This is a genomic window from Pseudomonas sp. VEM90, from assembly GCF_054611535.1.
In genome coordinates this window covers 203438-226139 of record NZ_JBTRAR010000004.1, presented here as the reverse complement: position 1 = coordinate 226139, position 22702 = coordinate 203438, and the positions used below count along the sequence as shown (strand labels likewise).

Sequence of the window (22702 nt, the reverse complement as noted above, 5' to 3'; positions counted from 1 at the left end):
GCCCGACGTAGCGCTGGGGTAGACTCCCAGCCCTCGTCCCGCGGCCCAGTGATGCTTTCCCGATGCTCGAACAGTACGTCAAGAAGATCCTCACCTCGCGCGTCTATGACGTTGCCGTCGAAACCCCGTTGCAGAGCGCCGGGCAGCTGAGCAAGCGCCTGGGCAACCAGATTCTGCTCAAGCGCGAAGACCTGCAACCGGTGTTCTCGTTCAAGATCCGCGGCGCCTATAACAAACTGGCCCAGCTGAGCCCGGAAGAACTGGCCCGTGGCGTGGTCACCGCCTCGGCCGGCAACCATGCCCAAGGCCTGGCCCTGGCCGCGCGCGAAATGGGCATCAAGGCCACCATCGTGATGCCCAAGACTACTCCGGAGATCAAGGTCGAAGGCGTGCGCTCGCGCGGTGGCAAGGTGGTGCTGCATGGCGATTCGTTCCCTGAAGCGCTGGCCTACTCGCTGAAACTGGTCGATGAAAAGGGCTTCGTCTACGTTCACCCTTACGACGATCCGCACACCATCGCCGGGCAGGGCACCGTCGCCATGGAAATCCTGCGCCAACACCCTGGCCAGCTGGATGCGATCTTCGTGCCGGTGGGCGGTGGCGGCCTGATCGCTGGCATTGCTGCCTACGTGAAGTACCTGCGTCCGGAAATCAAGGTAATCGGTGTCGAGCCGGACGACTCCAATTGCCTGCAGGCGGCCATGGCTGCCGGTGAGCGCGTGGTGCTGCCGCAGGTCGGGCTGTTCGCCGATGGCGTGGCGGTGGCGCAGATTGGCCAGCACACGTTCGATATCTGCCGCCACCATGTGGACGAAGTCGTCACTGTCAGTACCGATGAAATCTGTGCAGCAATCAAGGATATTTACGACGATACCCGCTCGATCACCGAGCCTGCTGGCGCGCTAGGTGTGGCGGGCATCAAGAAGTACGTCGAGCTATACGGCGTCAGCGGCCAGACCTTGGTGGCCATCGACTCCGGTGCCAACGTCAATTTCGATCGCCTGCGCCATGTGGCCGAGCGTGCCGAGTTGGGCGAGAAGCGCGAGGCGATCATCGCCGTGACCATCCCTGAGCGCCCGGGTAGCTTCAAGGCCTTCTGCGAGGCTATCGGCAAGCGTCAGATCACCGAGTTCAACTACCGCAAGCACACCTCTGACGAAGCGCATATCTTCGTTGGGGTGCAGACCCACCCGGAAAACGACCCGCGCGCTGCGCTGGTGCAGCAACTGACCGAGCAGGGCTTCCCGGTTACCGATCTGACCGACAACGAACTGGCCAAGCTGCATATTCGTCATATGGTCGGCGGCCACTCGGCCGGTGCCAGCGACGAAATGGTGCTGCGCTTCGAATTCCCCGAGCGGCCGGGGGCGCTGTTCAACTTCCTCAACAAGCTGGGCGGGCGCTGGAACATCTCGATGTTCCACTACCGCAACCATGGCGCGGCTGACGGGCGCGTGGTGGCGGGGCTGCAGGTGCCGGAGGACGAACGTCACCTGGTGCCGGCAGCGCTGGCCAAGATCGGTTACCCGTACTGGGACGAGACCGAAAACCCGGCCTACAAACTGTTCCTGGGCTGAGCGGCTAAGCTAGGGCTGATGGCCCTTTCGCGGGCTTGCCCGCTCCCGCAGGTACTGCGCAGGCCCCAAGGCCTGAGATACCTTGGCAGGAGCGGGTAAGCCCGCGAAGAAGCTACCGCAAAATGCCAGTTTAAGGACGACCGAGACATGGAACACCTGACCACGCTCAAGACCTTGCACATCATTGCCACCGCGCTGCTGTTTCTGGGTGCCCTGGGCCTGGCGATCTGGACCTGGCGCGCCCGCCGCCAGGGCGATGCCGAGGCCTACGCCAAGCTGCTGCGCCGGCCGTTGGTGTTCGTCTGGCTGGTGATGGGCCTGTGCCTGGTGAGCATGCCGTTCACCGGCTGGTGGCTGGTACACCTGGTGGGCTGGCCACTGGGGCAGACCTGGGTGTTGGCATCCAGTGTCATCTATACCGTCGGTGCGTTTGCCCTGTGGTGGCTGCTGGTGCGGCTGAACCGGCTGCGCAAGGCCGAGGTGGTCGGGTTGCGGTTCACCCTGGCGCTGGCGGTGTTCAGTGGGGTTTGCTTCCTGTCCATTGCCGGGCTGATGGGGGCCAAGCCGGTCTGACAGCCTTGTGCTGTTTGTGCCGGCCTCTTCGCGGGTGAACCCGCTCCTACAGGTACAGCGCAGCCCTCAAGGCCTGTGGTGATTCCTGTGGGAGCGGGCGTGCCCGCGAAAAGGCCGACACGCGAAACCTCAATCCCGCAGCGAGATCACCGGCCACCCACGGTTATCGGCCTCGGCCCGCAGGTCCGGGGCCGGGTCCACTGCCACTGCGTGGGTCACCCGCTGCAACAACGGCAGGTCATTCATCGAGTCGCTATAGAAGTAGCTGTCCTCAAGATCAAAGCCGTTCTCCAGCATCCAGCGCTCCAGCCGCGTCACTTTGCCTTCACGGAAACACGGTATATCGGTACTACGCCCGGTATAGCGGCCGTCGCGTATCTCGCACTCGGTTGCCAGCAACACCCGCACCCCCAGGCGCCGGGCGATCGGTGCGGTGACGAAGCGGTTGGTAGCAGTGATGATCACCAGTTGGTCGCCCGCCTCGCGGTGCTGCTGCAGCAAGGCCAGGGCCCTGGGCAGGATGATGGGCTCGATGCAGTCGCGCATGAAGTCGCGGTGCCATTCGTCGAGTTTGGCCATGGGTGTTGCCGCCAGGATCTCCATGGAAAAGGCCAGGTAGGCCTGCAGGTCCAGGGTGCCATTGAGGTAGTCCTGGTAGAAGCTGTCGTTGCGTTGCTTGTAGGCGACCGGGTCGAGAATGCCGCGCTCGCAAAGATAGTCACCCCAGGCATGGTCGCTGTCGCCACCGAGGAGGGTATTGTCCAGGTCGAATAAAGCCAGGCGCATCGCGGTCACTCGCATCAGCCACAGGGTAGGCCCGCAGAATACGGAGTTTTCACGCAGCTGCACATAAGCTTGGCGGGCGCGTTGCTGCGCTCGCAAGCTTTGTGGAACAATGCGTTGACATGCGTTTGCGAGGTTGCTGCCGTGATCGACCCGGATGGTTTTCGCCCCAATGTCGGGATCATTCTCACGAATGATGCCGGGCAGGTGCTATGGGCTCGACGGATCAACCAGGATGCCTGGCAATTCCCCCAGGGTGGTATCAACCCTGACGAGACGCCGGAAGATGCCCTGTACCGCGAGCTGAACGAAGAAGTTGGCCTTGAACGCGATGATGTAGAAATTCTTGCCTGCACCCGTGGCTGGTTGCGTTATCGTTTACCACAGCGGTTGGTACGTACCCACAGCCAGCCGCTGTGCATCGGCCAGAAGCAGAAGTGGTTCCTGCTGCGCCTGGTCAGCAACGAACAACGGGTGCGGATGGACCTGACCGGCAAGCCGGAATTCGACGGCTGGCGCTGGGTGAGCTATTGGTATCCGCTGGGCCAGGTTGTGACATTCAAGCGCGAGGTGTACCGACGCGCCCTGAAAGAGCTAGCACCGCGTCTTTTGACGCGCGACTGACGACGGAGTTCGACCCCGAGCCATGCTCAATACGCTGCGCAAGATCGTCCAGGAAGTAAACTCCGCCAAAGATCTCAAGTCGGCGTTGGGGATCATTGTCTTGCGCGTCAAGGAAGCCATGGGCAGCCAGGTCTGCTCGGTCTACCTGCTCGACCCGGAAACCAACCGCTTCGTGCTGATGGCTAGCGAAGGCCTGAACAAGCGCTCCATCGGTAAAGTCAGCATGGCCCCCAACGAGGGCCTGGTTGGCCTGGTCGGTACCCGGGAAGAGCCACTGAACCTGGAAAACGCCGCCGACCACCCACGTTACCGCTACTTTGCCGAAACCGGCGAAGAGAAATTTGCCTCTTTCCTGGGGGCGCCGATCATCCACCACCGCCGTGTGGTCGGGGTACTGGTCATCCAGCAAAAGGAGCGCCGCCAGTTCGACGAGGGCGAGGAAGCCTTCCTGGTCACCATGAGCGCCCAGCTTGCCGGGGTTATCGCCCACGCCGAGGCTACCGGCTCGATCCGGGGCCTGGGCCGTCAGGGCAAAGGTATTCAAGAGGCCCGCTTCGTGGGTGTGCCGGGGTCGCCTGGCGCCGCCGTAGGGCGTGCGGTGGTGATGTTGCCGCCGGCTGACCTGGAAGTGGTCCCGGACAAGACCGTCGATGACATCGACGCCGAACTCAAGCTGTTCCAGAACGCCCTGGAAGGTGTGCGCGACGACATGCGCAAGCTGTCGGCCAAGCTCGCCACCCAGCTGCGCCCGGAAGAGCGCGCGCTGTTCGACGTGTATCTGATGATGCTTGAAGACGCAGCCTTGGGCGGAGAGGTGACCGAGGTCATCAAGACCGGCCAATGGGCCCAGGGCGCCCTGCGCCAGGTGGTGGGTGAGCACGTCAACCGCTTCGAGCTGATGGACGATGATTACCTGCGTGAGCGTGCCTCCGACGTCAAGGACCTGGGGCGGCGCCTGCTGGCGTATCTGCAGGAAGCACGCTCGCAGTCGCTGGTGTATGCCGACAACACCATCCTGGTCAGTGAGGAACTGACACCGGCCATGCTTGGTGAAGTGCCGGAAGGCAAGCTGGTCGGCCTGGTCTCGGTACTCGGCTCGGGCAACTCCCACGTCGCCATCCTCGCGCGGGCCATGGGCATCCCCACGGTGATGGGCCTGGTCGACCTGCCGTACTCCAAAGTCGACGGTATTGAACTGATTGTCGACGGCTACAAGGGCGAGGTGTTCACCAACCCCAGCGAAGTGCTGCGCAAGCAGTACAGCGAAGTGGTCGAAGAGGAACGCCAGCTGGCCCAAGGGCTGGATGCACTGCGCGAACTTCCGTGCATCACCCCCGACGGCCACCGCATGCCCCTGTGGGTCAATACCGGCCTGCTCGCTGACGTGGCCCGTGCCCAGCAGCGCGGCGCCGAAGGGGTGGGCCTGTACCGCACTGAAGTGCCGTTCATGATCAACCAGCGCTTCCCCAGTGAAAAAGAGCAGCTGGCCATCTACCGTGAGCAGCTGGCAGCCTTCCACCCGCTGCCGGTGACCATGCGTACCCTCGACATCGGTGGTGACAAGGCGCTGTCGTATTTCCCGATCAAGGAAGAAAACCCGTTTCTCGGCTGGCGCGGCATCCGCGTCACCCTCGACCACCCGGAAATCTTCCTGGTACAGACCCGCGCCATGCTCAAGGCCAGCGAGGGCCTGAACAACCTGCGCATCCTGCTGCCGATGATTTCCGGCATTCACGAGTTGGAAGAGGCGCTGCACCTGATCCACCGCGCCTGGGGTGAAGTGCGTGATGAAGGTACCGATGTACCGATGCCGCCCGTGGGTGTGATGGTGGAAATTCCAGCGGCGGTGTACCAGACCAAGGAACTGGCGCGGCAGGTGGACTTCCTGTCGGTCGGCTCTAACGACCTGACCCAGTACCTGCTGGCGGTGGACCGCAACAACCCGCGGGTCGCCGACCTGTACGACTACCTGCACCCGGCGGTACTGCAGGCGCTGAACACGGTGGTGCGCGACGCCCATGGCGAAGGCAAGCCGGTGAGCATCTGCGGTGAGATGGCCGGTGACCCGGCAGCGTCAGTCCTGTTGATGGCCATGGGTTTTGACAGCCTGTCGATGAACGCCACCAACCTGCCGAAGGTCAAGTGGATGCTGCGCCAGATCAATATGGGCAAGGCCAAGGAACTGCTGGCCGAGGCCTTGAGCCATGACAACCCGCAGGTTATCCACAGCTCGCTGCAACTGGCCTTGAAGAACCTTGGGTTGGCGCGGATGATTGGGCCTGAGGCCAACAAGACCCTCTGACTGAGCGCTGCCTGTTCGGGCCTCTTCGCGGGTAAACCCGCTCCTACGCGCGGAGCGGGGGTGTGCACATCGGTGGCCCGGCACAGGCCGTTGTAGGAGCGGGTTCACCCGCGAAGAGGCCCGAGCAAACAACATCAAATGCTCAGGCCAACAACTCAATTTCCCCCAAATGCCCGCCAAAAGGCCCGAAGCTGCGCTCAACCAGCCGCCTTCGCCCCTGATTATCCACAATCAGCACTGTACTCGCCCGGGTCCCGTAATTCTGGCTGGCGATGAATACGCTCGACAGCAACTTCTCGGTCGCCAACCCCACGCCTGTCTCGGGTAGATCACCATCAGCCGCGGGCTCGTTGTCCGCAAGCAATGCCAGCAGCCTGTGCGGCTCCGGTGTGTCCAGCAGGCTCTGCAGCCCGTCACGTGCCTTCACCAGTTTCGGCCACGGTGTATCCAGCCCGGCGTTCGAAAGCCCGTAAACCCCAGCCTTCAGCAGGCGCGGCGTGGCCTCACGGGCATGCAGATAACCCAGTCGCTGCCCATCACCCACCAGCAGGTTGAACCCCGAGTACTGCTCGCTACGGCTGGCCACTTGGTCCAGGTAAGCCTCGACCCCCAGCTCCCCTTGCAGAAACGCCGCCACCAGTTCACCCCGCGAGCGAGGCCCCGGCGCCTGGCCTGGGTCGCGGATGTTGGTCAGCGCGGCAAAGCGCTGCTGTGGGCCTATGCCCAGCCAGGTACCGCCCGCTTCCAGGTCGCGCCCGGCATGCACCCCGGGTGCATCCTCCCAGGCCGCCAGGGGCTGAGTGGGGCGGGCATAGAATTCGTCGCGGTTGGCCGCCACGATCAGCGGCAGGGCGTGCCCCGGCCGCCAGGCAAATACGATCAGGCACATAGGTTGGCCTCTGTGTTTTCTGGTCACTGTACCCACAGGAGCGGTGCGGATCCATCCTGACACAGAGTTCACTAGAGCCTCGAGCCCGGCTTCCGTTACCATGCCGGATTGATTTCTAGGGGACGCCGAATGGAATTCGTGCTCTATCTGTTGTTGGGCGCCTGTGCCGGTGTGCTGGCCGGGCTGTTCGGCGTGGGCGGCGGCATCATCATCGTGCCGGTGTTGGTGTTCAGCTTTACCCTGCAGGGTTTCGACGCTTCGGTGCTGACCCACCTGGCAGTCGGCACGTCGCTGGCTACCATCGTCTTCACTTCTATCAACGCCGTGCTGGAGCACCACCGCAAGGGTGCCGTGCAATGGCCAATCTTCGCCTGGATGACCTTCGGCATCCTCCTGGGGGCGGGGGTCGGCGCCAAGACCGCCTCGCTGATCCAGGGCCCGTTGCTGCAAAAGATCATTGGCGTGTTCGCCCTGGTCATCGCCGCGCAGATGGCGCTGGACCTCAAACCCAAGGCCAGCCGTGGCGTCCCCGGCAAGCCCGCATTGATCGGCGCAGGCGGCGTAATCGGTTGGGCTTCGGCCATTTTCGGCATTGGCGGTGGTTCGCTGACGGTGCCGTTCCTCACCTGGCGTAGCCTGCCCATGCAGCAGGCAGTGGCCACGTCATCGGCCTGTGGCCTGCCGATTGCTGTGGCCAGTGCCCTGAGCTTCATGCTGCTGGGGTGGCACGAGGAGCACCTGCCGCCTAACAGCCTGGGTTACGTGTACCTGCCGGCGCTGGTCGGCATTGCCGTGACCAGCATGTTTTTCGCCCGCTTCGGCGCGCGCCTGGCGCACAAGCTGTCGCCCCGTTTGTTGAAACGCCTGTTCGCAGCCCTGCTGTTCTGTGTCGGCCTCAGCTTTTTGATTTGAATCGAGAGGAAGTTCCATGCTGCCTTACCCGCAGATAGACCCCGTGGCCTTGGCCATCGGGCCGCTGAAAATCCATTGGTACGGCCTGATGTACCTGATCGGCATCGGCGGTGCCTGGCTGCTGGCCTCACGCCGGCTGAACCGCTTCGACCCCACCTGGAACCGCGAGAAGCTGTCCGACCTGGTGTTCTGGCTGTCGATGGGGGTGATTGTCGGCGGGCGCCTGGGCTATGTGCTGTTCTACGACCTGCACGCCTACCTGGCCAACCCGACGCTGATCTTCGAAGTGTGGAAGGGCGGTATGTCGTTCCACGGCGGCTTCATCGGCGTGATGCTGGCGGCCTTGTGGTTCGGCAAGCGCAACAACAAGTCGTTCTTCGAGCTGATGGACTTCGTCGCCCCGCTGGTGCCGATCGGCCTGGGCGCCGGGCGTATCGGCAACTTCATCAACGCCGAGCTGTGGGGCAAACCCACCGACGTACCATGGGCGATGATCTTCCCGCCGTTCAGCGACCCGGCCCAGTTGCCGCGCCACCCGTCGCAGCTCTACCAGTTCGCCCTTGAGGGCGTGGCGCTGTTCGTCATCCTGTGGCTGTTCTCGCGCAAGCCACGGCCGACCATGGCGGTGTCGGGAATGTTCTCGTTGTGCTATGGCATCTTCCGCTTTGCCGTGGAGTTTGTCCGGGTGCCGGATGCACAACTCGGTTACATCGCGTTCGGCTGGCTCACTCAAGGCCAGTTGCTGTGCATTCCGATGATAGTCGGTGGCCTCGTCTTGATCTGGTGGGCTTATAATCGCAAGCCCACGGCGAAACCCGCCTGATTAATCCCACGGCAGGGGCGATCCCCCTGCCGTTTTTGCTACAGGTAAGCCATGAAACAGTATCTGGACCTGGTCCGCGACGTCATCGACAACGGCACGTTGCAAGGAAACCGCACCGGCATCCGCACCATCAGCCTGCCGGGCGCGATGCTGCGTTTCGACCTGCAGAAGGGCTTTCCGGCCATTACCACGCGCAAGCTGGCGTTCAAGTCGGCGATTGGTGAAATGGTCGGTTTCCTGCGTGGCGTGAAGAACGCCGGTGAGTTTCGCGAGCTGGGCTGCAAGGTCTGGGACCAGAACGCCAACGAAAACGCTCAGTGGCTGGCCAATCCGTTTCGTCAGGGCCATGACGACCTGGGCGAGATCTATGGCGTGCAATGGCGCCAGTGGCCGGGCTACAAGCGCATCCCGCTGAGCAACCCGGCGGCTATCGAGATGGCCGAGCAAGCCGGTTTCCGCCGCATTGCCCAGGACGAAGAGGACGGCGTCGCGTTCGTCATCCTGTACAAGGCGATCGACCAGGTGCGCCAGTGCCTGGACACCATCGCCAACGACCCGGGTAGCCGCCGCATCCTGTTCCACGGCTGGAACTGCGCGCAACTGGACGAAATGGCACTGCCTCCGTGTCACTTGCTGTACCAGTTCCACCCGAATGTCGAGACCAGGGAAATTTCCCTGACCCTCTACATCCGCTCCAACGACCTGGGGCTGGGCACGCCGTTCAACCTCACCGAAGGCGCGGCACTGCTGTCGCTGTTCGGCCGCCTGACCGGCTATACACCGCGCTGGTTCACCTACTTCATCGGCGATGCCCATGTGTATGAAAACCACCTGGACATGCTGAACGAGCAGCTCAAGCGCGAGCCGTTGGAAGCGCCGAAGCTGGTGATCAGCGACCGTGTTCCGGCATTTGCCGAAACTGGCAAGTATGAGCCGGAGTGGCTGGAGAAGATTGAGCCGAGTGATTTCTGGCTGGAAGGTTATGAACACCACGCGCCGATGACAGCGCCGATGGCGGTCTGATAGATCTCCATTGTTTGAACTGGCCTCTTCGCGGGTGAACCCGCTCCCACAGGCTGCTGCACAGGCCTAAGTCGTGCGCGGTCCCTGTGGGAGCGGGTTCACCCGCGAATCTTTTGGCTCAATGCCCGTGACTGCGCCCCACATGCGAATGTTCGGTATCCGGCACCGATACCGCCCCGTTCGTCTCCAATTGCTGCAAGATCGCGCATTCACTCCCCTGCGCGTTGCAGCGCCGCCGCAGCTCCACCAACTGCTCCTGCAATGCCACCAAGCCATCGATCCGCGCCTGAACATGCTCGATATGCTCGTCGATCAGCGCATTGACGCTGCCGCACGCGTCGTCGGGGCTGTCGCGCAGGCGTAGCAGGCTGCGAATTTCGTCCAGGGTCATGTCCAGCGTGCGGCAGTTGCGGATGAAGGTCAGCCGCTCCACATGGGCCTGGGTGTACAGCCGGTAGTTGCCGTCGCTGCGCGCTGGCTCCGGCAGCAGGTTTTCACGCTCGTAGTAGCGGATGGTTTCCACCGCGCAGTCGGTGGCTTTGGCCAGTTCTCCGATCTTCATCACGAAATCTCCAGCAAGTGGCTTGACCCTATAGTGGCTACAGGGTGTTCACTTGGCAACAGGCTCAATTTAAGGATGACCCCATGAACCAGCCTGTCAGCCACGAACACAAGCATCCGCATGATCACGCTCATGGCGATGACGACCACGGCCACAGCTGCTGCGGCGCCAAAGCCGCGCCGCCGCTGGTGCAACTGAGCGAAACGGCCAGTGCCCAGGCACAACTCAGTCGTTTCCGCATCGATGCCATGGACTGCCCCACCGAGCAGACCCTGATCCAGGACAAGCTGAGCAAGCTGGCCGGTATCGAACAGCTGGAATTCAACCTGATCAACCGCGTGCTTGGCGTGCGCCACACCTTGGACGGCACCGCCGATATCGAGCGGGCGATCGACAGCCTCGGCATGAAGGCCGAGCCGATCGCCGCCCAGGACGATGGCAGCGCCAGCGTGCCACAACCGGCCAAGGCCCACTGGTGGCCACTGGCATTGTCGGGCGTTGCCGCAATCGCCGCCGAAATCGTGCACTTTGCGGCACTGGCCCCGGAATGGGTGGTGGCGGGACTGGCACTGGCAGCGATCCTCGGTTGCGGCCTGGGTACCTACAAGAAGGGCTGGATTGCCCTGAAAAACCGTAACCTCAACATCAATGCGCTGATGAGCATCGCCGTGACGGGGGCCGTATTGATCGGCCAGTGGCCGGAGGCGGCTATGGTGATGGTGCTGTTCACCGTTGCCGAACTGATCGAAGCGCGCTCGCTGGACCGTGCGCGCAATGCCATCGGCGGGTTGATGCAGCTGACCCCGGACATGGCCACGGTGCAGCAGGCCGATGGCCTGTGGCGCGAACTGGACGTGCGTGATGTGGCCATCGGCGCACTGGTGCGGGTGCGCCCGGGTGAGCGCATCGGCCTGGACGGTGAAGTGACCAGTGGGCAATCCAGCGTCGATCAGTCGCCGATTACCGGCGAAAGCCTGCCTGTGGAGAAGGATGTGGGCGACAAGCTGTTCGCCGGCACCATCAACCAGGCGGGGGCGCTGGAGTTTCGCGTCACCGCCGCTGCCGGGCAGTCGACCCTGGCGCGGATCATCAAGGCGGTGGAGGAAGCGCAGGGCGCGCGGGCGCCTACCCAGCGCTTCGTCGACCGTTTCTCGCGCATCTACACCCCGGTGGTGTTCGCCATTGCCCTGGCCGTGGCGCTGATACCACCGCTGTTCATGGCTGGCGCCTGGTTCGACTGGATCTACCGGGCCTTGGTGCTACTGGTTGTGGCCTGCCCGTGCGCGCTGGTGATCTCGACCCCGGTGACCATCGTCAGTGGCCTGGCCGCCGCCGCGCGCAAAGGCATCCTGATCAAGGGTGGCGTGTACCTGGAGGGTGGCCGCCACCTTGATTTCCTGGCCCTGGACAAGACCGGCACCATTACCCATGGCAAGCCGGTGCAGACCGACGCCAAGGTGCTGGTGCCGCTGTTCGAAGACCGTGCACAAGCCTTGGCGGCCAGCCTGGGCGAGCGTTCGGACCACCCGGTGTCTCGCGCCATTGCCGAGTTCGGCAAGCAGCAAGGCCTGGCCTTGAGCGAGGTCAGTGACTTCGCCGCTCTGGCCGGGCGTGGCGTGCGTGGCGTGATCGCCGGTGAGGTCTACCACCTGGGCAACCATCGTCTGGTCGAGGAACTGGGGCTGTGTTCGCCAGCGCTGGAGACCCAACTGGATGCGTTGGAGCGCCAGGGCAAGACTGTGGTCCTGCTGCTCGACCGCTCCGGGCCACTGGCACTGTTCGCCGTGGCCGACACGGTCAAGGACAGCAGCCGTGAGGCGATCGCCGAATTGCATCAACTGGGTATCAAGACTGTCATGCTGACCGGTGACAATCCCCATACTGCGCAGGCCATTGCCGCCGTGGTGGGGATCGACCGCGCCGAGGGCAACCTGTTGCCGGCCGACAAGCTGAAAACCATTGAGGCGTTGTACGCCCAAGGCCATCGGGTGGGCATGGTCGGTGACGGCATCAACGACGCTCCGGCGCTGGCCCGCGCCGAAATCGGCTTTGCCATGGCTGCTGCCGGCACCGACACGGCGATCGAGACGGCTGATGTGGCGCTGATGGACGATGACTTGCGGAAAATCCCGGCCTTCGTCAGGCTGTCGCGCCAAAGTGCGGCGATCCTTATGCAGAACATCGTTCTGGCGTTGGGCATCAAGGCGATATTTCTGGCGATTACCTTTGCCGGCATGGCCACGATGTGGATGGCGGTGTTCGCTGATATGGGCGTGAGCTTGCTGGTGGTGTTCAACGGCTTGCGCCTTTTGCGCAAATAGAGGACGTGCATGCTGAGTGCCGAGCTGAAGGCCTTCTACATGGTGGCCCGTCTGGGCAGCATCACCCAGGCGGCGAAGAAGCTTGGCCTTAGCCAGCCCACGGTGACCACCCAGATCCGCAGCCTGGAAGGCCAGTACGCTGTGGAGTTGTTCTACCGCGGCGGGCGGCGCCTGGTATTGAGCGAGGAGGGCCTACGCCTGCTGCCGATGGTCAAGGCGCTGCTGCAGCAGGAAGCCGACATCGAGTTCGAGCTGCGCAACAGTGGCCAGGCCCAGGGCAGCCTGCGCATCGCTGCCACTGCGCCTTACTACATTCTCGACCTGGTCAAGGTCTATCGCGAACGCCTGCCGCAGGTTGAGGTAGCGGTGGAGATCGGCAATTCGCAGCAGGTACTGGAAATGCTCGAGGATTACCGGGTGGATATTGCCGCGTCGTCGCAATGGGTGGAGGACGCGCGGTTGGTGCGGCGGATACTGGGCACTGACCCGTTGGTGGTGGCGGTGCACCGCAACCACCCGCTGGCCCATCGCCAGACGGTGTCGATCGAGGTGGTGTCGGGGCATTGCCTGCTGATGCGCGAGAAGGGCTCGACCACACGCAAGCTGACCGAGCAGATGATGCAGGAGGCTGGGGTCAAGGCCAGCGCCATGATGGAAATCGGCAGCCGCGAGTCGATCCGCGAAGCGGTGCTGCGCAATATCGGCATCAGCGTGATTGCCCGCCATGAGGTGCCGCACAACCCTGAGCTCTGGGTGCTGGCGCTGGAGAATGCGCCGGTGATGCATGAGTACCTGTATTGCCTGAAGGAACGGCGCCAGGCCCGGTTGCCGGCGGCATTCCTGGGGGTGGCGCAGGAAGTGGCCGGTTCGCAGTTCTAGATTTTTGCTGGCTTCTTCGCGGCTAAACGCACTCCTGCATTTCAGCGTACCCGCATGCCTGCATTTTCCGCGTACACGTATTCCGTTGTAGGAGCGGGTTTACCCGCGAAGAGGCCGGCACAGGCCACTACTAAATCTGCCTATACCACTATCACCGGCTTTTGCCTTAAAGCCACAGAACCTTCGCACAGCCTGCCTAGCATGGCCCCATCTCTTCGATGAGGCCCTGCCATGAACCACACCACCCCCGGCGCACAGATAAAAGTGTGCAATATCCACAAGCGCTTCGGAGCCTTCACGGCGCTCAACGATGTCTCGCTGGACATCGCCGCGGGCGAGCTGGTGTGCCTGCTCGGCCCATCCGGCTGTGGCAAGACCACGCTGCTGCGTTGCATTGCCGGCCTGGAACGCCAGGACCGCGGTACGCTGTACATCGGCGAACGTGATATCTCCGATCTGTCCCCCCAGGCGCGGGACTACGGCATCCTGTTCCAGTCCTACGCGCTGTTCCCCAACCTTACCGTCGAAGCCAATATCGCCTATGGCCTGTCGGGCAGTGGTCGGGAGCAGGCCCGCCAGCGGGTGGCCGAAATGCTCGAACTGGTAGGCCTGTCGGGCAGCGAGAAGAAGTACCCAGGCCAGCTCTCCGGTGGCCAGCAGCAACGTGTGGCCCTGGCTCGCGCGCTGGCACCGTCGCCATCGCTGCTGCTGCTCGATGAGCCGATGTCGGCGCTGGACGCCCGGGTGCGCGAGCACCTGTGCACCGAACTGCGTCAACTGCAGCGTCAACTGGGTATCACCACGTTGATGGTTACCCACAACCAGGACGAGGCCATGTTGATGGCCGACCGCATTGCGGTGATGAACAACGGTCAGGTCGAGCAGTACGCCACCCCGCAGGAAATCTACGACCACCCGGCCACGCCGTTCGTCGCCGAGTTCGTTGGCCAGGGCAACTGGCTGCCTTTCCACCGCAGCAGCGACAGCCATGCCCAGGTCGGCGACATGAACATGCGCCTGGCGCCGGGTTCAGCCCAGGCCAGCAGTGGCCGGCTGTTCTGCCGCCCGGAAGCGATCACGGTCAACCCGGTGGTGCACGAAGAAAACCTGTTCCCGGCCATGGTTCGCGAAATCACCTTCCTCGGTAACCGCTGCCGCATGAGCTTTGAACTCAAGGCTCTGCCAGGCCATGCCCTGCTGGCCGAGCTGGCCCCCGAGGCCATGCCGCACTTGGGCTCGCAGGACATCTGGGTGGCGTTGCCACCGCAGAGCCTGCAGGTGTTTGCCTGAGATGGCCGCGCCAATGTCCCTGCCGTTGAGCCAGGCCAAAGCCGCGCCGCGTGCTGGCATCGCCCTGGGTGACCGGTTGTTCGTCGTCGGCGGCAAGAGCCTGCTGCTGATTCTGTTGGTGCTGGCCGTGCTGATGCCTTTGCTGGCGATCTTCTGGCGTGGTTTCAGCGGGGAAGCGGGCCAGGGTGGTGGCTTGCTGGCGGCCCGTGAACTGTTCGCCAGCCCCAGCTTCCACTGGCTACTTGGCAACAGTCTGTCGGTGGCCTTCACCGTCGCGGCCATTGTGGTACCGCTGGCCTATTTGTTCGCCTTTGCCCTGCAACGCACGTTGATCCCGGCCAAGGGCCTGTGGCGGGGGATATCGCTGCTGCCATTGCTGGCACCGTCGATGCTGCCGGCCATCGCCCTGGTCTACCTGTTTGGCAATCAGGGCCTGCTGCGCGGGTTGCTCAGCGACAATATCTACGGCTTCTGGGGCATCGTGCTGGGCGAGGCTATCTACACCTTCCCGCATGCGCTGATGATTCTGCTGTCGGCATTGTCACTGGCTGATGCTCGCCTGTTCGATGCGGCCTCCAGTATGGGGGCAGGCTCGTGGCGGGCGTTCACCAGCATCACCTGGCCGGCCTCGCGCCAGGCGGTATTCGCGGCGTTTTGCCTGGTATTCACGCTGACTATCACAGACTTCGGTGTACCGGTCGTGGTGGGGGGCGATTATCAAGTGCTGGCGCTGGAAGCCTACAAGGCGGTGGTGGGTCAGCAACAGTTCGGCCGTGGCGCGCTGATCGGCATGGTGCTGCTGTTGCCGGCCCTGTTCAGCTTTACCGTCGACGCCTGGCTGCGTAGGCGCCAGGGCGAGGCAATGGGCGGCCGTGCCCAGGTGTTCGAACCCAAGCCATCACGCGGCCGCGATGCCTGCTTCCTGACCATTGTGCTGCTGGTGTGTGCGGCGTTGCTGTTGGTGATCGGCATGGCGGTGTACTCCTCGCTGGTCACTTTCTGGCCCTACAACCTGTCGTTGTCGCTGCGCCACTACATGTTCGAAGACACTGCCGGTGGCGGCTGGCTGGCCTACCGCAATAGCGTGACCATGGCCATTGGCACCGCGCTGATTGGCAGCATCGTGATCTTCACCGGTGCCTACCTGATGGAGAAGACCCAGGGCCAACGCCTGCTCAACCATGCGCTGCGCCTGCTCAGCTTCATCCCCATGGCCGTGCCGGGCCTGGTGCTGGGCCTGGGCTACGTATTCTTCTTCAACCTGAACGGCAACCCGCTGCATGTGCTTTACGGCGGCATGGGGTTGCTGGTGGTGTGCACCATTGCCCATTACCTGACCACCGCGCAGATGACCGCAACCACCGCCCTGCGCCAGCTCGACGGCGAGTTCGAGGCCGCCGCGCTGTCGTTGAAAGCGCCGCTGTACAAGCACTTCCTGCGCGTGACTGTGCCGATCTGCTTGCCGGCACTGCTGGATATCATCCGCTACCTGTTCGTATCGGCGATGACCACCGTGTCGGCAGCGATTTTCCTGTACAGCCCCGACACCCTCCTGGCTGCCGTTGCTGTGCTGAACATGGACGACGCCGGCAACGTTGGCGGTGCCGCCGCAATGTCCACCCTGATCCTGCTGACCAGTGCCGGCGCCTCATTGTTGCTGGCTGCAGCCTCGCGCGGCCTGCTGCGCCGTTCCCAAGCCTGGCGCCAACGCGCCGCGACCGTCTGACTTCCAAGGAACCTACCCATGCACAAGCACCTTACCCTTGCCGCTGCCGTTTCCGCCGTGTTCAGCCTGCAGGCTTCAGCCGCCGATACCCAGCTGACGGTCTACACCGCTCTGGAAGCCGAACAGCTAAAAACCTACAAGCAGGCCTTCGAGAAGGCCAACCCGGATATCGAGATCAAGTGGGTGCGTGATTCCACTGGCATCATCACCGCCAAGCTGCTGGCCGAGAAAGAGCGCCCGCAAGCCGATGCTGTGTGGGGGCTGGCGGCATCGAGCCTGGCCATCCTCGACCAGAACGGCATGCTCGAAGCCTATGCGCCGAAGGACCTGGGCAAGATCTCCGGCAATTATCGCGACGCCGCCAACCCGCCAGCCTGGGTCGGCATGGACGTGTGGGCCGCCACCATTTGCTTCAATACCATCGAGGCCGAGAAACAGGGCCTGAGCAAACCGGTGAGCTGGCAGGACCTGACCAAGCCCGAGTACAAGGGCAAGATCGTCATGCCCAACCCGGCTTCGTCCGGTACCGGCTTCCTGGATGTCAGTGCCTGGTTGCAGACCTTTGGCGAGCCGCAGGGCTGGGCCTACATGGACGCGCTGCACCAGAACATTGGCCAGTACGTTCATTCTGGCTCAAAGCCGTGCAAGCTGGCGGCGGCGGGCGAGTTCCCGATCGGTATTTCGTTCGAATACCCGGCCGTGCAGCTCAAGCGCCAAGGCGCGCCGTTGGACATCGTGCTGCCAAAGGAGGGTTTGGGCTGGGAGATCGAAGCGACCGCGGTGATCAAAGGCTCGCCCAAGGCGGATGCGGCCAAGCGCCTGGCCGATTTCTCGGCCAGCCCGGCGGCCATGGAACTGTACAAGGAAAACTTCGCCGTACTGGCCGCGCCGGGCATTGCCAAGCCGCAGACCGAACTGCCGGCAGATTATGAGCAGCGGTTGATCAAGAACGACTTTGCCTGGGCCTCGAAGAACCGCGACCAGATTCTGGCCGAATGGCGCAAGCGCTATGACGGCAAGTCGGAGAAGGTGGCCCAGCAGTAACGCTTCACTATTGCAGGGCCGGCCTCTTCGCGGGTATACCGCGAAAGGGCCGGCCCTGCTGGCCAATTTCCACCCGTCGTTCACTGTTGCTGCTGCTACCGTATTCGCGGGTAAACCCGCTCCTACACCGGATTGGTGGGCACACATCGGTGGTTGTACACAGGCCGCCGTGTAGGAGCGGGTTCACCCGCGAAGAGGCCGGCCCTGCTGGCCAATTTCCACCCGTCGTTCACTGTTGCTGCCGCTACCGTATTCGCGGGTAAACCCGCTCCTACACCGGATTGGCGGTGGACACACATCGGTGGTTGTACACAGGCCGCCGTGTAGGAGCGGGTTCACCCGCGAAGAGGCCGACCCTGCTGGCTCAAATCTGTGAAACCAGCGCCTCCAACTGCTCCTGCCGCTCAGCCTGATTCAGCTTGGCCCCGGTATTCAGGGTGGACCACTGCGGGTGCGCCCGCGCTTTGACCAACGCTTCCGGCAACTTGCCCTCACGCCAGGCCTTTTCATCCAGCTCACCCAGGCGAATACTGTCCTGCGCCGCATGCCCGCGGTTATCCAGCGCCACCATCAACTGCTGCTGACGCAAGGCCAGCAGACGCAATACCGTGTCGTCCACGGTCAGCTCGCGCTTGCCCTTGAGCTTGCCCATCAACCGCGAACCATAGTTGCGCGCCGTCTGCAGCGCACCGCCGGCAATCGCCCCGGCCAGCGCCGCCGCGCCGAGGGTAAGGCCACCAACCAGCAAATCGACCCCGGCCCCCGCTGCCGCCCCCGCCGCCACGCCGCTGCCCAGGCGCACGCCCAGCAGTTTCAACGTCTCTGGATTGAACAAATCATCGCCCCAGCGGCCATCCAGCAACGGCAGGTCGCTGGCATGGGCATCCTCGCGGCGGAAGGCATACAGCTTGAGCAAGGCCTCGACGCAGCGTTGTTCTCGTTGGCGTATGTCCTGGCGCAGCGCCTCGATGGCCCGGGCTTCTGCCGCCGGTTCGGCCTCGACACTGCGCCGGCATGCAGCGCAATCGAGCAGCAGTTCGGCGATCAGGCGCTTGCCGCTGTGCCGGCGTGCCAAGCGCTGTGCCTGCTGGTCGTCGATCAGCCGTTGCAGCGCCGGGCGGGCGCTTTCCAGCAGCAGCGCCAGGCTTTCGTACAAACGGCGTTCGCCATCCTCTGGCGGGGCCACGCTGTCGAACCGCACCAAGGCGTGAAGCCCAAGCCGGGCAAGGGCTTCACGCCATTCCGGTTCGCGGTGCTGGCTGCTGGCGACGAAGTTGAGCACCGGCAGCAACGGCTTGCCGCAGTTGGCCAGTACTTCCAGTTCGTCTCGGTACTTGGCCAGCACCGGCTCGCGCGCATCGATCACATACAGCCCGGCATTACTGGCCAGCAGTTGGCGCAATACCTTGGCCTCCTGCTCGAAACGTTGGCGTGCTTCGCTGCCCTGCAGAAAACGCTCCAGGCGGGCCGGGCCGTCCAGACGCTCGCCCGGGCGTTCCAGACGTTCAAGGTAGTCCAGCAGCGCGATGGCATCTTCCAGGCCGGGCGTGTCGTACAGCTCCAGCAAGGGTTCACCGTCCACAGACAGTCGCGCACCTTCCACATGGCGGGTGGTGCTGGGGCGGTGGGACACTTCGCCAAAGCCGACGTCGCGGGTCAGGGTGCGCAGTAGCGAGGTTTTGCCAACATTGGTATGGCCGACGACGGCCAGTTTCAGTGGCTCAGTCATGGCCATGCTCCAGCCAGGTCAGCGGTGAAGTGTCGGCATGTTGCAGGCCAAGGCGGTCAAGGGCTTCGTGCCAATCGCCCAGGCGTTCGGCATCGAGGGGCTGACCTTGTGCAGCCTGCAGCAGCCAGATACGGGTGGCGCCGGCATTGCGCGCCAGTTCGGCGAGCAGCGCCAGGCTGCCGCGGTCGGGCGAGCGGCGTGGGTCGCAGGCGATGGCCAGGCGTGCCGGTGGGAAGCGGCTGAGCTGTTCCAACAGGCGGTTGCGTGATTCGCGGCTGTCGAGCACGCCGGCATCGGTCACGCTTTTTGGCAGGGCGGGTGGCCAAGGGCGCTGGTCGTCCAGCTCCAGGCCCACCAGCAGGGCACCGCTGCTGCCGCTTTCCAGCTGCCTGGCGGCAAACTGCGGCAAGGCTTCCGGGGCTGCATCCTGCACGCCGATGCGCTCGCTGCGCGGCATCAGTGCTTCGCGCAGTTGCGTGTAGCCGGGCAGGCCCAAGTCTAGCATCAGGCGTTCACGGCCCTGGCGCCAGCGCCACAGGCACAACCCGGCCAGCAGCAGGCGGGGCAGCAGGCCGTATACCAGCACTACGCCGAGCAGCCAGCTGGCCCAGGCCTGGCGTGCCATGTCCAGGGCCGGCAGGCTGTCGCCGCTGGCGCGGATCATGGCTTCGTCTGGCACGGCGAAGCCTAGCAACGAGGGCAGGGCGCCCAGCGATTGGGTCAGGTGAATGAACGGGGCGGGGGCGAGCAAGGTGGTTTCCCAGACAAAGCCATAGCGCCGGGTCGCCAGCAAGGCCAGCAGCATGCCCAGTGCGGTAAGCATCGCCAACAGCCAAAGGCCATGTACCAACAGGCCGAGCAGCCACCGGTTGAGGTGTTGACGTTGCAGCAGCATCAGCAGCGCTGGCGCCAGGTGCGCGGCCTTGGCATCGCGGGCAAAGCGTTCGCTTAGCCACAGCCACAAGCGGCCCAGCCCTGCGCCATGCTCGCCGCTCAGGGCAAAACCCATGGCCCAGCCCAGCAGCATCAGCAGGTTCAGCCCGAGCAGGCTGCCCAGAGCCCAGAACACATTCACCGGGCGCTGCCCGTCACCGAGGGCGGCCAGCCCCAGGCCTGCGCCGCTGAGCACGGCCATCAGCAGCAAGGCCAGCAGCGCCAGGCGCGCGCCCTGCTTCCAATGGCGCAGGGCGCCGGTCATGCCATCGCGCTCGGCCAGGAACAGCGCACGTGTTTCGATGCGCGTGGCCAGGTCGCCACCTAGCTGGCGGGCGTGGCGATTGGCTTCCTGGTCTTCCAGCGGGCCTGCATGTTCTTCGCGCAGGCGTACCGCTTCGGTGAGCCAGCGCTTGTCCAGTGGCGTGGGTGCAGTCACAAGGTCTTCCATTGCACAGGTCAAGGCAGAAGCATAACCCACACGCCCGGTGCTATCCTCGCTGGCATGAATACATCACTCCCCCTCAGCCTGATCGCGGCGTATGCCGAGAACCGCGTGATCGGCATCGACAACTCCATGCCCTGGCATTTGCCGGGGGACTTCAAGTACTTCAAGGCCACCACCCTGGGCAAGCCGATCATCATGGGGCGCAAGACCTGGGATTCGCTGGGGCGGCCGCTGCCGGGGCGGCTGAACATCGTGGTCAGCCGCCAGCCGGGGCTTGAACTGGCGGGTGCCGAGGTGTTCGCCTCGCTTGAAGAGGCTTTGGTGCGGGCCGAGCAGTGGGCACGCGAGCAGGGCGTCGGTGAGCTGATGCTGATTGGCGGGGCGCAGCTGTATGGGCAGGCGCTGGAGAAGGGGCTGGTCAGCCGAATGTACCTGACGCGGGTTGAATTGGCGCCAGAGGGGGATGCGTGGTTCCCGGCGTTTGATGAAGGGCAGTGGAGGCTGACCTCTAGCGAGGCACGGGCTGAGGAAGGTAAGCCGGTGTATCACTTCGAGGTTTGGGATAAGGGTTGAGATGTTGGGGCTGCTTTGCAGCCCTTCGCGGGTGAACCCGCTCCTACAGCGGCCTGTGTCCAACCCCCGATGTGTATCCACCACCCTGTAGGAGCGGGTTTACCCGCGAATACGATAGCGGCGGCAACGGCGAACGGCTGGTGAAAATTGGCCAGCAGGCCTGGCCCTTTCGCGGGTGAACCCGCTCCTACGGGGGACAGCAGGGTGTTCAGACTTTGAGCAAGACACGAGCGGTCTTGTCGCGAAAGGGGCGCATTGCGCCCCGGCGATCTGTCAGGTGTGGCTCAGCTCGGCATGTTCATCACCGGCCAGCACTTCCTTGTCCGTCTCTTTCAACAGCTGGCTGGTGACAACGCCCGCCGTCATCGAACCGTTCACGTTCAACGCCGTACGGCCCATGTCGATCAGCGGCTCCACCGAAATCAGCAGCGCCACCAACTCCACCGGCAAGCCCATGGCTGGCAGCACGATCAGCGCGGCGAAGGTGGCACCGCCGCCCACGCCGGCAACGCCTGCCGAGCTCAGCGTGACGATTGCCACCAGGGTGGCGATCCACAGCGGGTCTAAGGTATCGATGCCTACCGCTGGCGCGACCATCACCGCCAGCATGGCCGGATAGAGCCCGGCGCAGCCGTTCTGGCCAATGGTGGTGCCGAACGATGCGCTGAAGCTGGCGATCGATTGCGGCACCCCCAGACGGCGGGTTTGTGCCTCGATGTTCAGCGGAATGCTGGCGGCGCTGGAGCGGCTGGTGAAGGCGAAGGTCAGCACCGGCCACACCTTGCGGAAGAAGCGCAGCGGGCTCACGCCGGTGGCGGCGAGGATCATGCCGTGCACCACGAACATCAACCCCAGGCCCAGGTACGACACCACCACGAAGCTGCCCAGCTTGAGGATGTCCTCCGTGTTGGAGCTGGCCACGACTTTGGTCATCAACGCCAGCACGCCATAGGGGGTCAGCTTCATCACGACCCGCACCAGGCGCATCACCCACGCCTGCAGGGTGTCGATGGCCGACAGGGCGCGCTCGCCCTTCTCGGCGTCGTCCTTGATCAACTGCAGCGCGGCCAGGCCGAGGAACACCGCAAAGATCACCACGCTGATGATCGAGGTCGGCTTGGCCCGCGCCAGGTCACCTACCGGGTTGCTGGGGATGAACGACAGCAGCAGTTGCGGGATGTTGAGGTCGGCGACCTTGCCCGCGTAGTCACTGTGGATAACCTGCATGCGTGCGCTTTCCTGGACGCCGGCCACCAGGCCCTCGGCGCTTAGGCCGAACAGGTTGGTCAACACAATGCCGATCAGGGCAGCAATGGCAGTGGTCAGCAGCAGGGTGCCGATGCTCAGCACGCTGATGCGGCCCAGCGAAGAGGCATTGTGCAAACGTGCCACGGCACTGAGGATCGAGGCGAAGATCAGCGGCATGACGATCATTTGTAACAGGCCGACATAGCCGTTGCCGACCAGATCGAGCCAGGCGATGGTTGCCTTGAGCACGGGGTGGCCTGCGCCATAGATCGTATGCAGCACAAGGCCGAAGACCACGCCCAGCACCAGGCCAAGCAGTACCTTCTTGGCCAGGCTCCAGTCGGTGCGGCGGGTTTGTGCCAGGCCCAGCAACAGGGCCAGGAACGCCAGCAGGTTGAGTGACAGCGGCAGGTTCATTGAAGCTCCAGCAGAAAAAAGCAGAA

The 22702-nt window shown here is 63.7% G+C and carries 19 protein-coding genes; 13 read left to right on the top strand and 6 right to left on the bottom strand.

Annotation, left to right across the window (positions count from 1 at the left end):
* The first annotated feature begins 62 nt into the window (after positions 1–62).
* Both ilvA and ACYCCG_RS06625 read left to right on the top strand, forming a co-directional pair.
* Positions 63–1577 (top strand): threonine ammonia-lyase, biosynthetic, encoded by a 1515-nt coding sequence (ilvA, locus tag ACYCCG_RS06630; RefSeq protein WP_003249006.1) that lies wholly within the window; start codon positions 63–65, stop codon positions 1575–1577.
* Positions 1578–1724: 147 nt separating this feature from the next.
* Positions 1725–2150, top strand: coding sequence for a DUF2269 domain-containing protein (locus tag ACYCCG_RS06625; RefSeq protein ID WP_176685694.1), 426 nt, complete (start codon positions 1725–1727; stop codon positions 2148–2150).
* A 129-nt stretch (positions 2151–2279) separates the two neighbouring features.
* Here the strand turns inward: ACYCCG_RS06625 and ACYCCG_RS06620 are convergent, their stop codons facing one another.
* Entirely contained in the window at positions 2280–2936 is a 657-nt protein-coding gene (locus tag ACYCCG_RS06620; protein WP_209969324.1) for a histidinol-phosphatase, read from the bottom strand.
* 141 nt (positions 2937–3077) lie between these two features.
* Between ACYCCG_RS06620 and ACYCCG_RS06615 the strand changes: the two genes are divergently transcribed.
* Together ACYCCG_RS06615 and ptsP are read left to right on the top strand one after the other, a co-directional pair.
* A complete protein-coding gene (locus ACYCCG_RS06615; protein WP_003249017.1) occupies positions 3078–3557 on the top strand; it encodes an RNA pyrophosphohydrolase in 480 nt (159 codons plus the stop codon).
* 22 nt (positions 3558–3579) lie between these two features.
* Positions 3580–5859 (top strand): phosphoenolpyruvate--protein phosphotransferase, encoded by a 2280-nt coding sequence (ptsP, locus tag ACYCCG_RS06610; RefSeq protein WP_176685692.1) that lies wholly within the window; start codon positions 3580–3582, stop codon positions 5857–5859.
* 142 nt (positions 5860–6001) lie between these two features.
* Here ptsP and ACYCCG_RS06605 read toward each other — a convergent pair whose 3' ends face one another.
* Entirely contained in the window at positions 6002–6748 is a 747-nt protein-coding gene (locus tag ACYCCG_RS06605) for an NRDE family protein (protein ID WP_459669812.1), read from the bottom strand.
* 129 nt (positions 6749–6877) lie between these two features.
* On the opposite strand from ACYCCG_RS06605, the gene ACYCCG_RS06600 reads away from it, so the two are divergent.
* From ACYCCG_RS06600 to ACYCCG_RS06590, 3 genes are read left to right on the top strand one after another with little or no spacing between them, the layout of a single operon-like run.
* Entirely contained in the window at positions 6878–7660 is a 783-nt protein-coding gene (locus ACYCCG_RS06600; RefSeq protein WP_176685690.1) for a sulfite exporter TauE/SafE family protein, read from the top strand.
* A gap of 16 nt (positions 7661–7676) precedes the next feature.
* On the top strand, positions 7677–8483 hold the full coding sequence (lgt, locus tag ACYCCG_RS06595; RefSeq protein WP_010955678.1) for a prolipoprotein diacylglyceryl transferase: 807 nt from the start codon (positions 7677–7679) through the stop codon (positions 8481–8483).
* A gap of 51 nt (positions 8484–8534) precedes the next feature.
* Positions 8535–9506, top strand: coding sequence for a thymidylate synthase (locus tag ACYCCG_RS06590; RefSeq protein ID WP_010955677.1), 972 nt, complete (start codon positions 8535–8537; stop codon positions 9504–9506).
* A 118-nt stretch (positions 9507–9624) separates the two neighbouring features.
* Here ACYCCG_RS06590 and cadR read toward each other — a convergent pair whose 3' ends face one another.
* The gene (gene cadR, locus ACYCCG_RS06585) at positions 9625–10068 is read right to left on the bottom strand and encodes a cadmium resistance transcriptional regulator CadR (RefSeq protein WP_021783632.1); all 444 of its coding nucleotides are present in this window, start codon (positions 10066–10068) and stop codon (positions 9625–9627) included.
* 83 nt (positions 10069–10151) lie between these two features.
* Here cadR and ACYCCG_RS06580 point away from each other — a divergent pair, with 83 nt between their 5' ends.
* The 5 genes from ACYCCG_RS06580 to ACYCCG_RS06560 all read left to right on the top strand — a co-directional run bounded on the left by ACYCCG_RS06580 (position 10152) and on the right by ACYCCG_RS06560 (position 17328).
* Entirely contained in the window at positions 10152–12389 is a 2238-nt protein-coding gene (locus ACYCCG_RS06580) for a heavy metal translocating P-type ATPase (protein WP_459669809.1), read from the top strand.
* A gap of 9 nt (positions 12390–12398) precedes the next feature.
* Positions 12399–13268: a LysR family transcriptional regulator gene (locus ACYCCG_RS06575; protein ID WP_459669807.1), complete on the top strand. Its 870-nt coding sequence runs from the start codon at positions 12399–12401 to the stop codon at positions 13266–13268.
* Between the two features lie 231 nt (positions 13269–13499).
* Complete coding sequence (locus tag ACYCCG_RS06570) at positions 13500–14558, top strand: putative 2-aminoethylphosphonate ABC transporter ATP-binding protein (RefSeq protein ID WP_459669805.1); 1059 nt, start codon at positions 13500–13502, stop codon at positions 14556–14558.
* Between the two features lies 1 nt (position 14559).
* Positions 14560–16284, top strand: coding sequence for a putative 2-aminoethylphosphonate ABC transporter permease subunit (locus ACYCCG_RS06565; protein ID WP_459669804.1), 1725 nt, complete (start codon positions 14560–14562; stop codon positions 16282–16284).
* An 18-nt stretch (positions 16285–16302) separates the two neighbouring features.
* Complete coding sequence (locus ACYCCG_RS06560; RefSeq protein ID WP_176685683.1) at positions 16303–17328, top strand: putative 2-aminoethylphosphonate ABC transporter substrate-binding protein; 1026 nt, start codon at positions 16303–16305, stop codon at positions 17326–17328.
* Between the two features lie 364 nt (positions 17329–17692).
* Here ACYCCG_RS06560 and ACYCCG_RS06555 read toward each other — a convergent pair whose 3' ends face one another.
* Together ACYCCG_RS06555 and ACYCCG_RS06550 are read right to left on the bottom strand one after the other, a co-directional pair.
* Positions 17693–19057 (bottom strand): GTPase/DUF3482 domain-containing protein, encoded by a 1365-nt coding sequence (locus ACYCCG_RS06555; RefSeq protein WP_209969343.1) that lies wholly within the window; start codon positions 19055–19057, stop codon positions 17693–17695.
* The gene (locus ACYCCG_RS06550; RefSeq protein ID WP_209969345.1) at positions 19050–20441 is read right to left on the bottom strand and encodes a DUF2868 domain-containing protein; all 1392 of its coding nucleotides are present in this window, start codon (positions 20439–20441) and stop codon (positions 19050–19052) included. The genes ACYCCG_RS06555 and ACYCCG_RS06550 overlap by 8 nt, the downstream gene beginning before the upstream one ends.
* Before the next feature lie 54 nt (positions 20442–20495).
* Between ACYCCG_RS06550 and ACYCCG_RS06545 the strand changes: the two genes are divergently transcribed.
* On the top strand, positions 20496–21011 hold the full coding sequence (locus tag ACYCCG_RS06545; protein ID WP_176684755.1) for a dihydrofolate reductase: 516 nt from the start codon (positions 20496–20498) through the stop codon (positions 21009–21011).
* A 273-nt stretch (positions 21012–21284) separates the two neighbouring features.
* Here ACYCCG_RS06545 and ACYCCG_RS06540 read toward each other — a convergent pair whose 3' ends face one another.
* The gene (locus tag ACYCCG_RS06540; RefSeq protein ID WP_459669800.1) at positions 21285–22676 is read right to left on the bottom strand and encodes an L-cystine transporter; all 1392 of its coding nucleotides are present in this window, start codon (positions 22674–22676) and stop codon (positions 21285–21287) included.
* Positions 22677–22702: the final 26 nt, after the last annotated feature.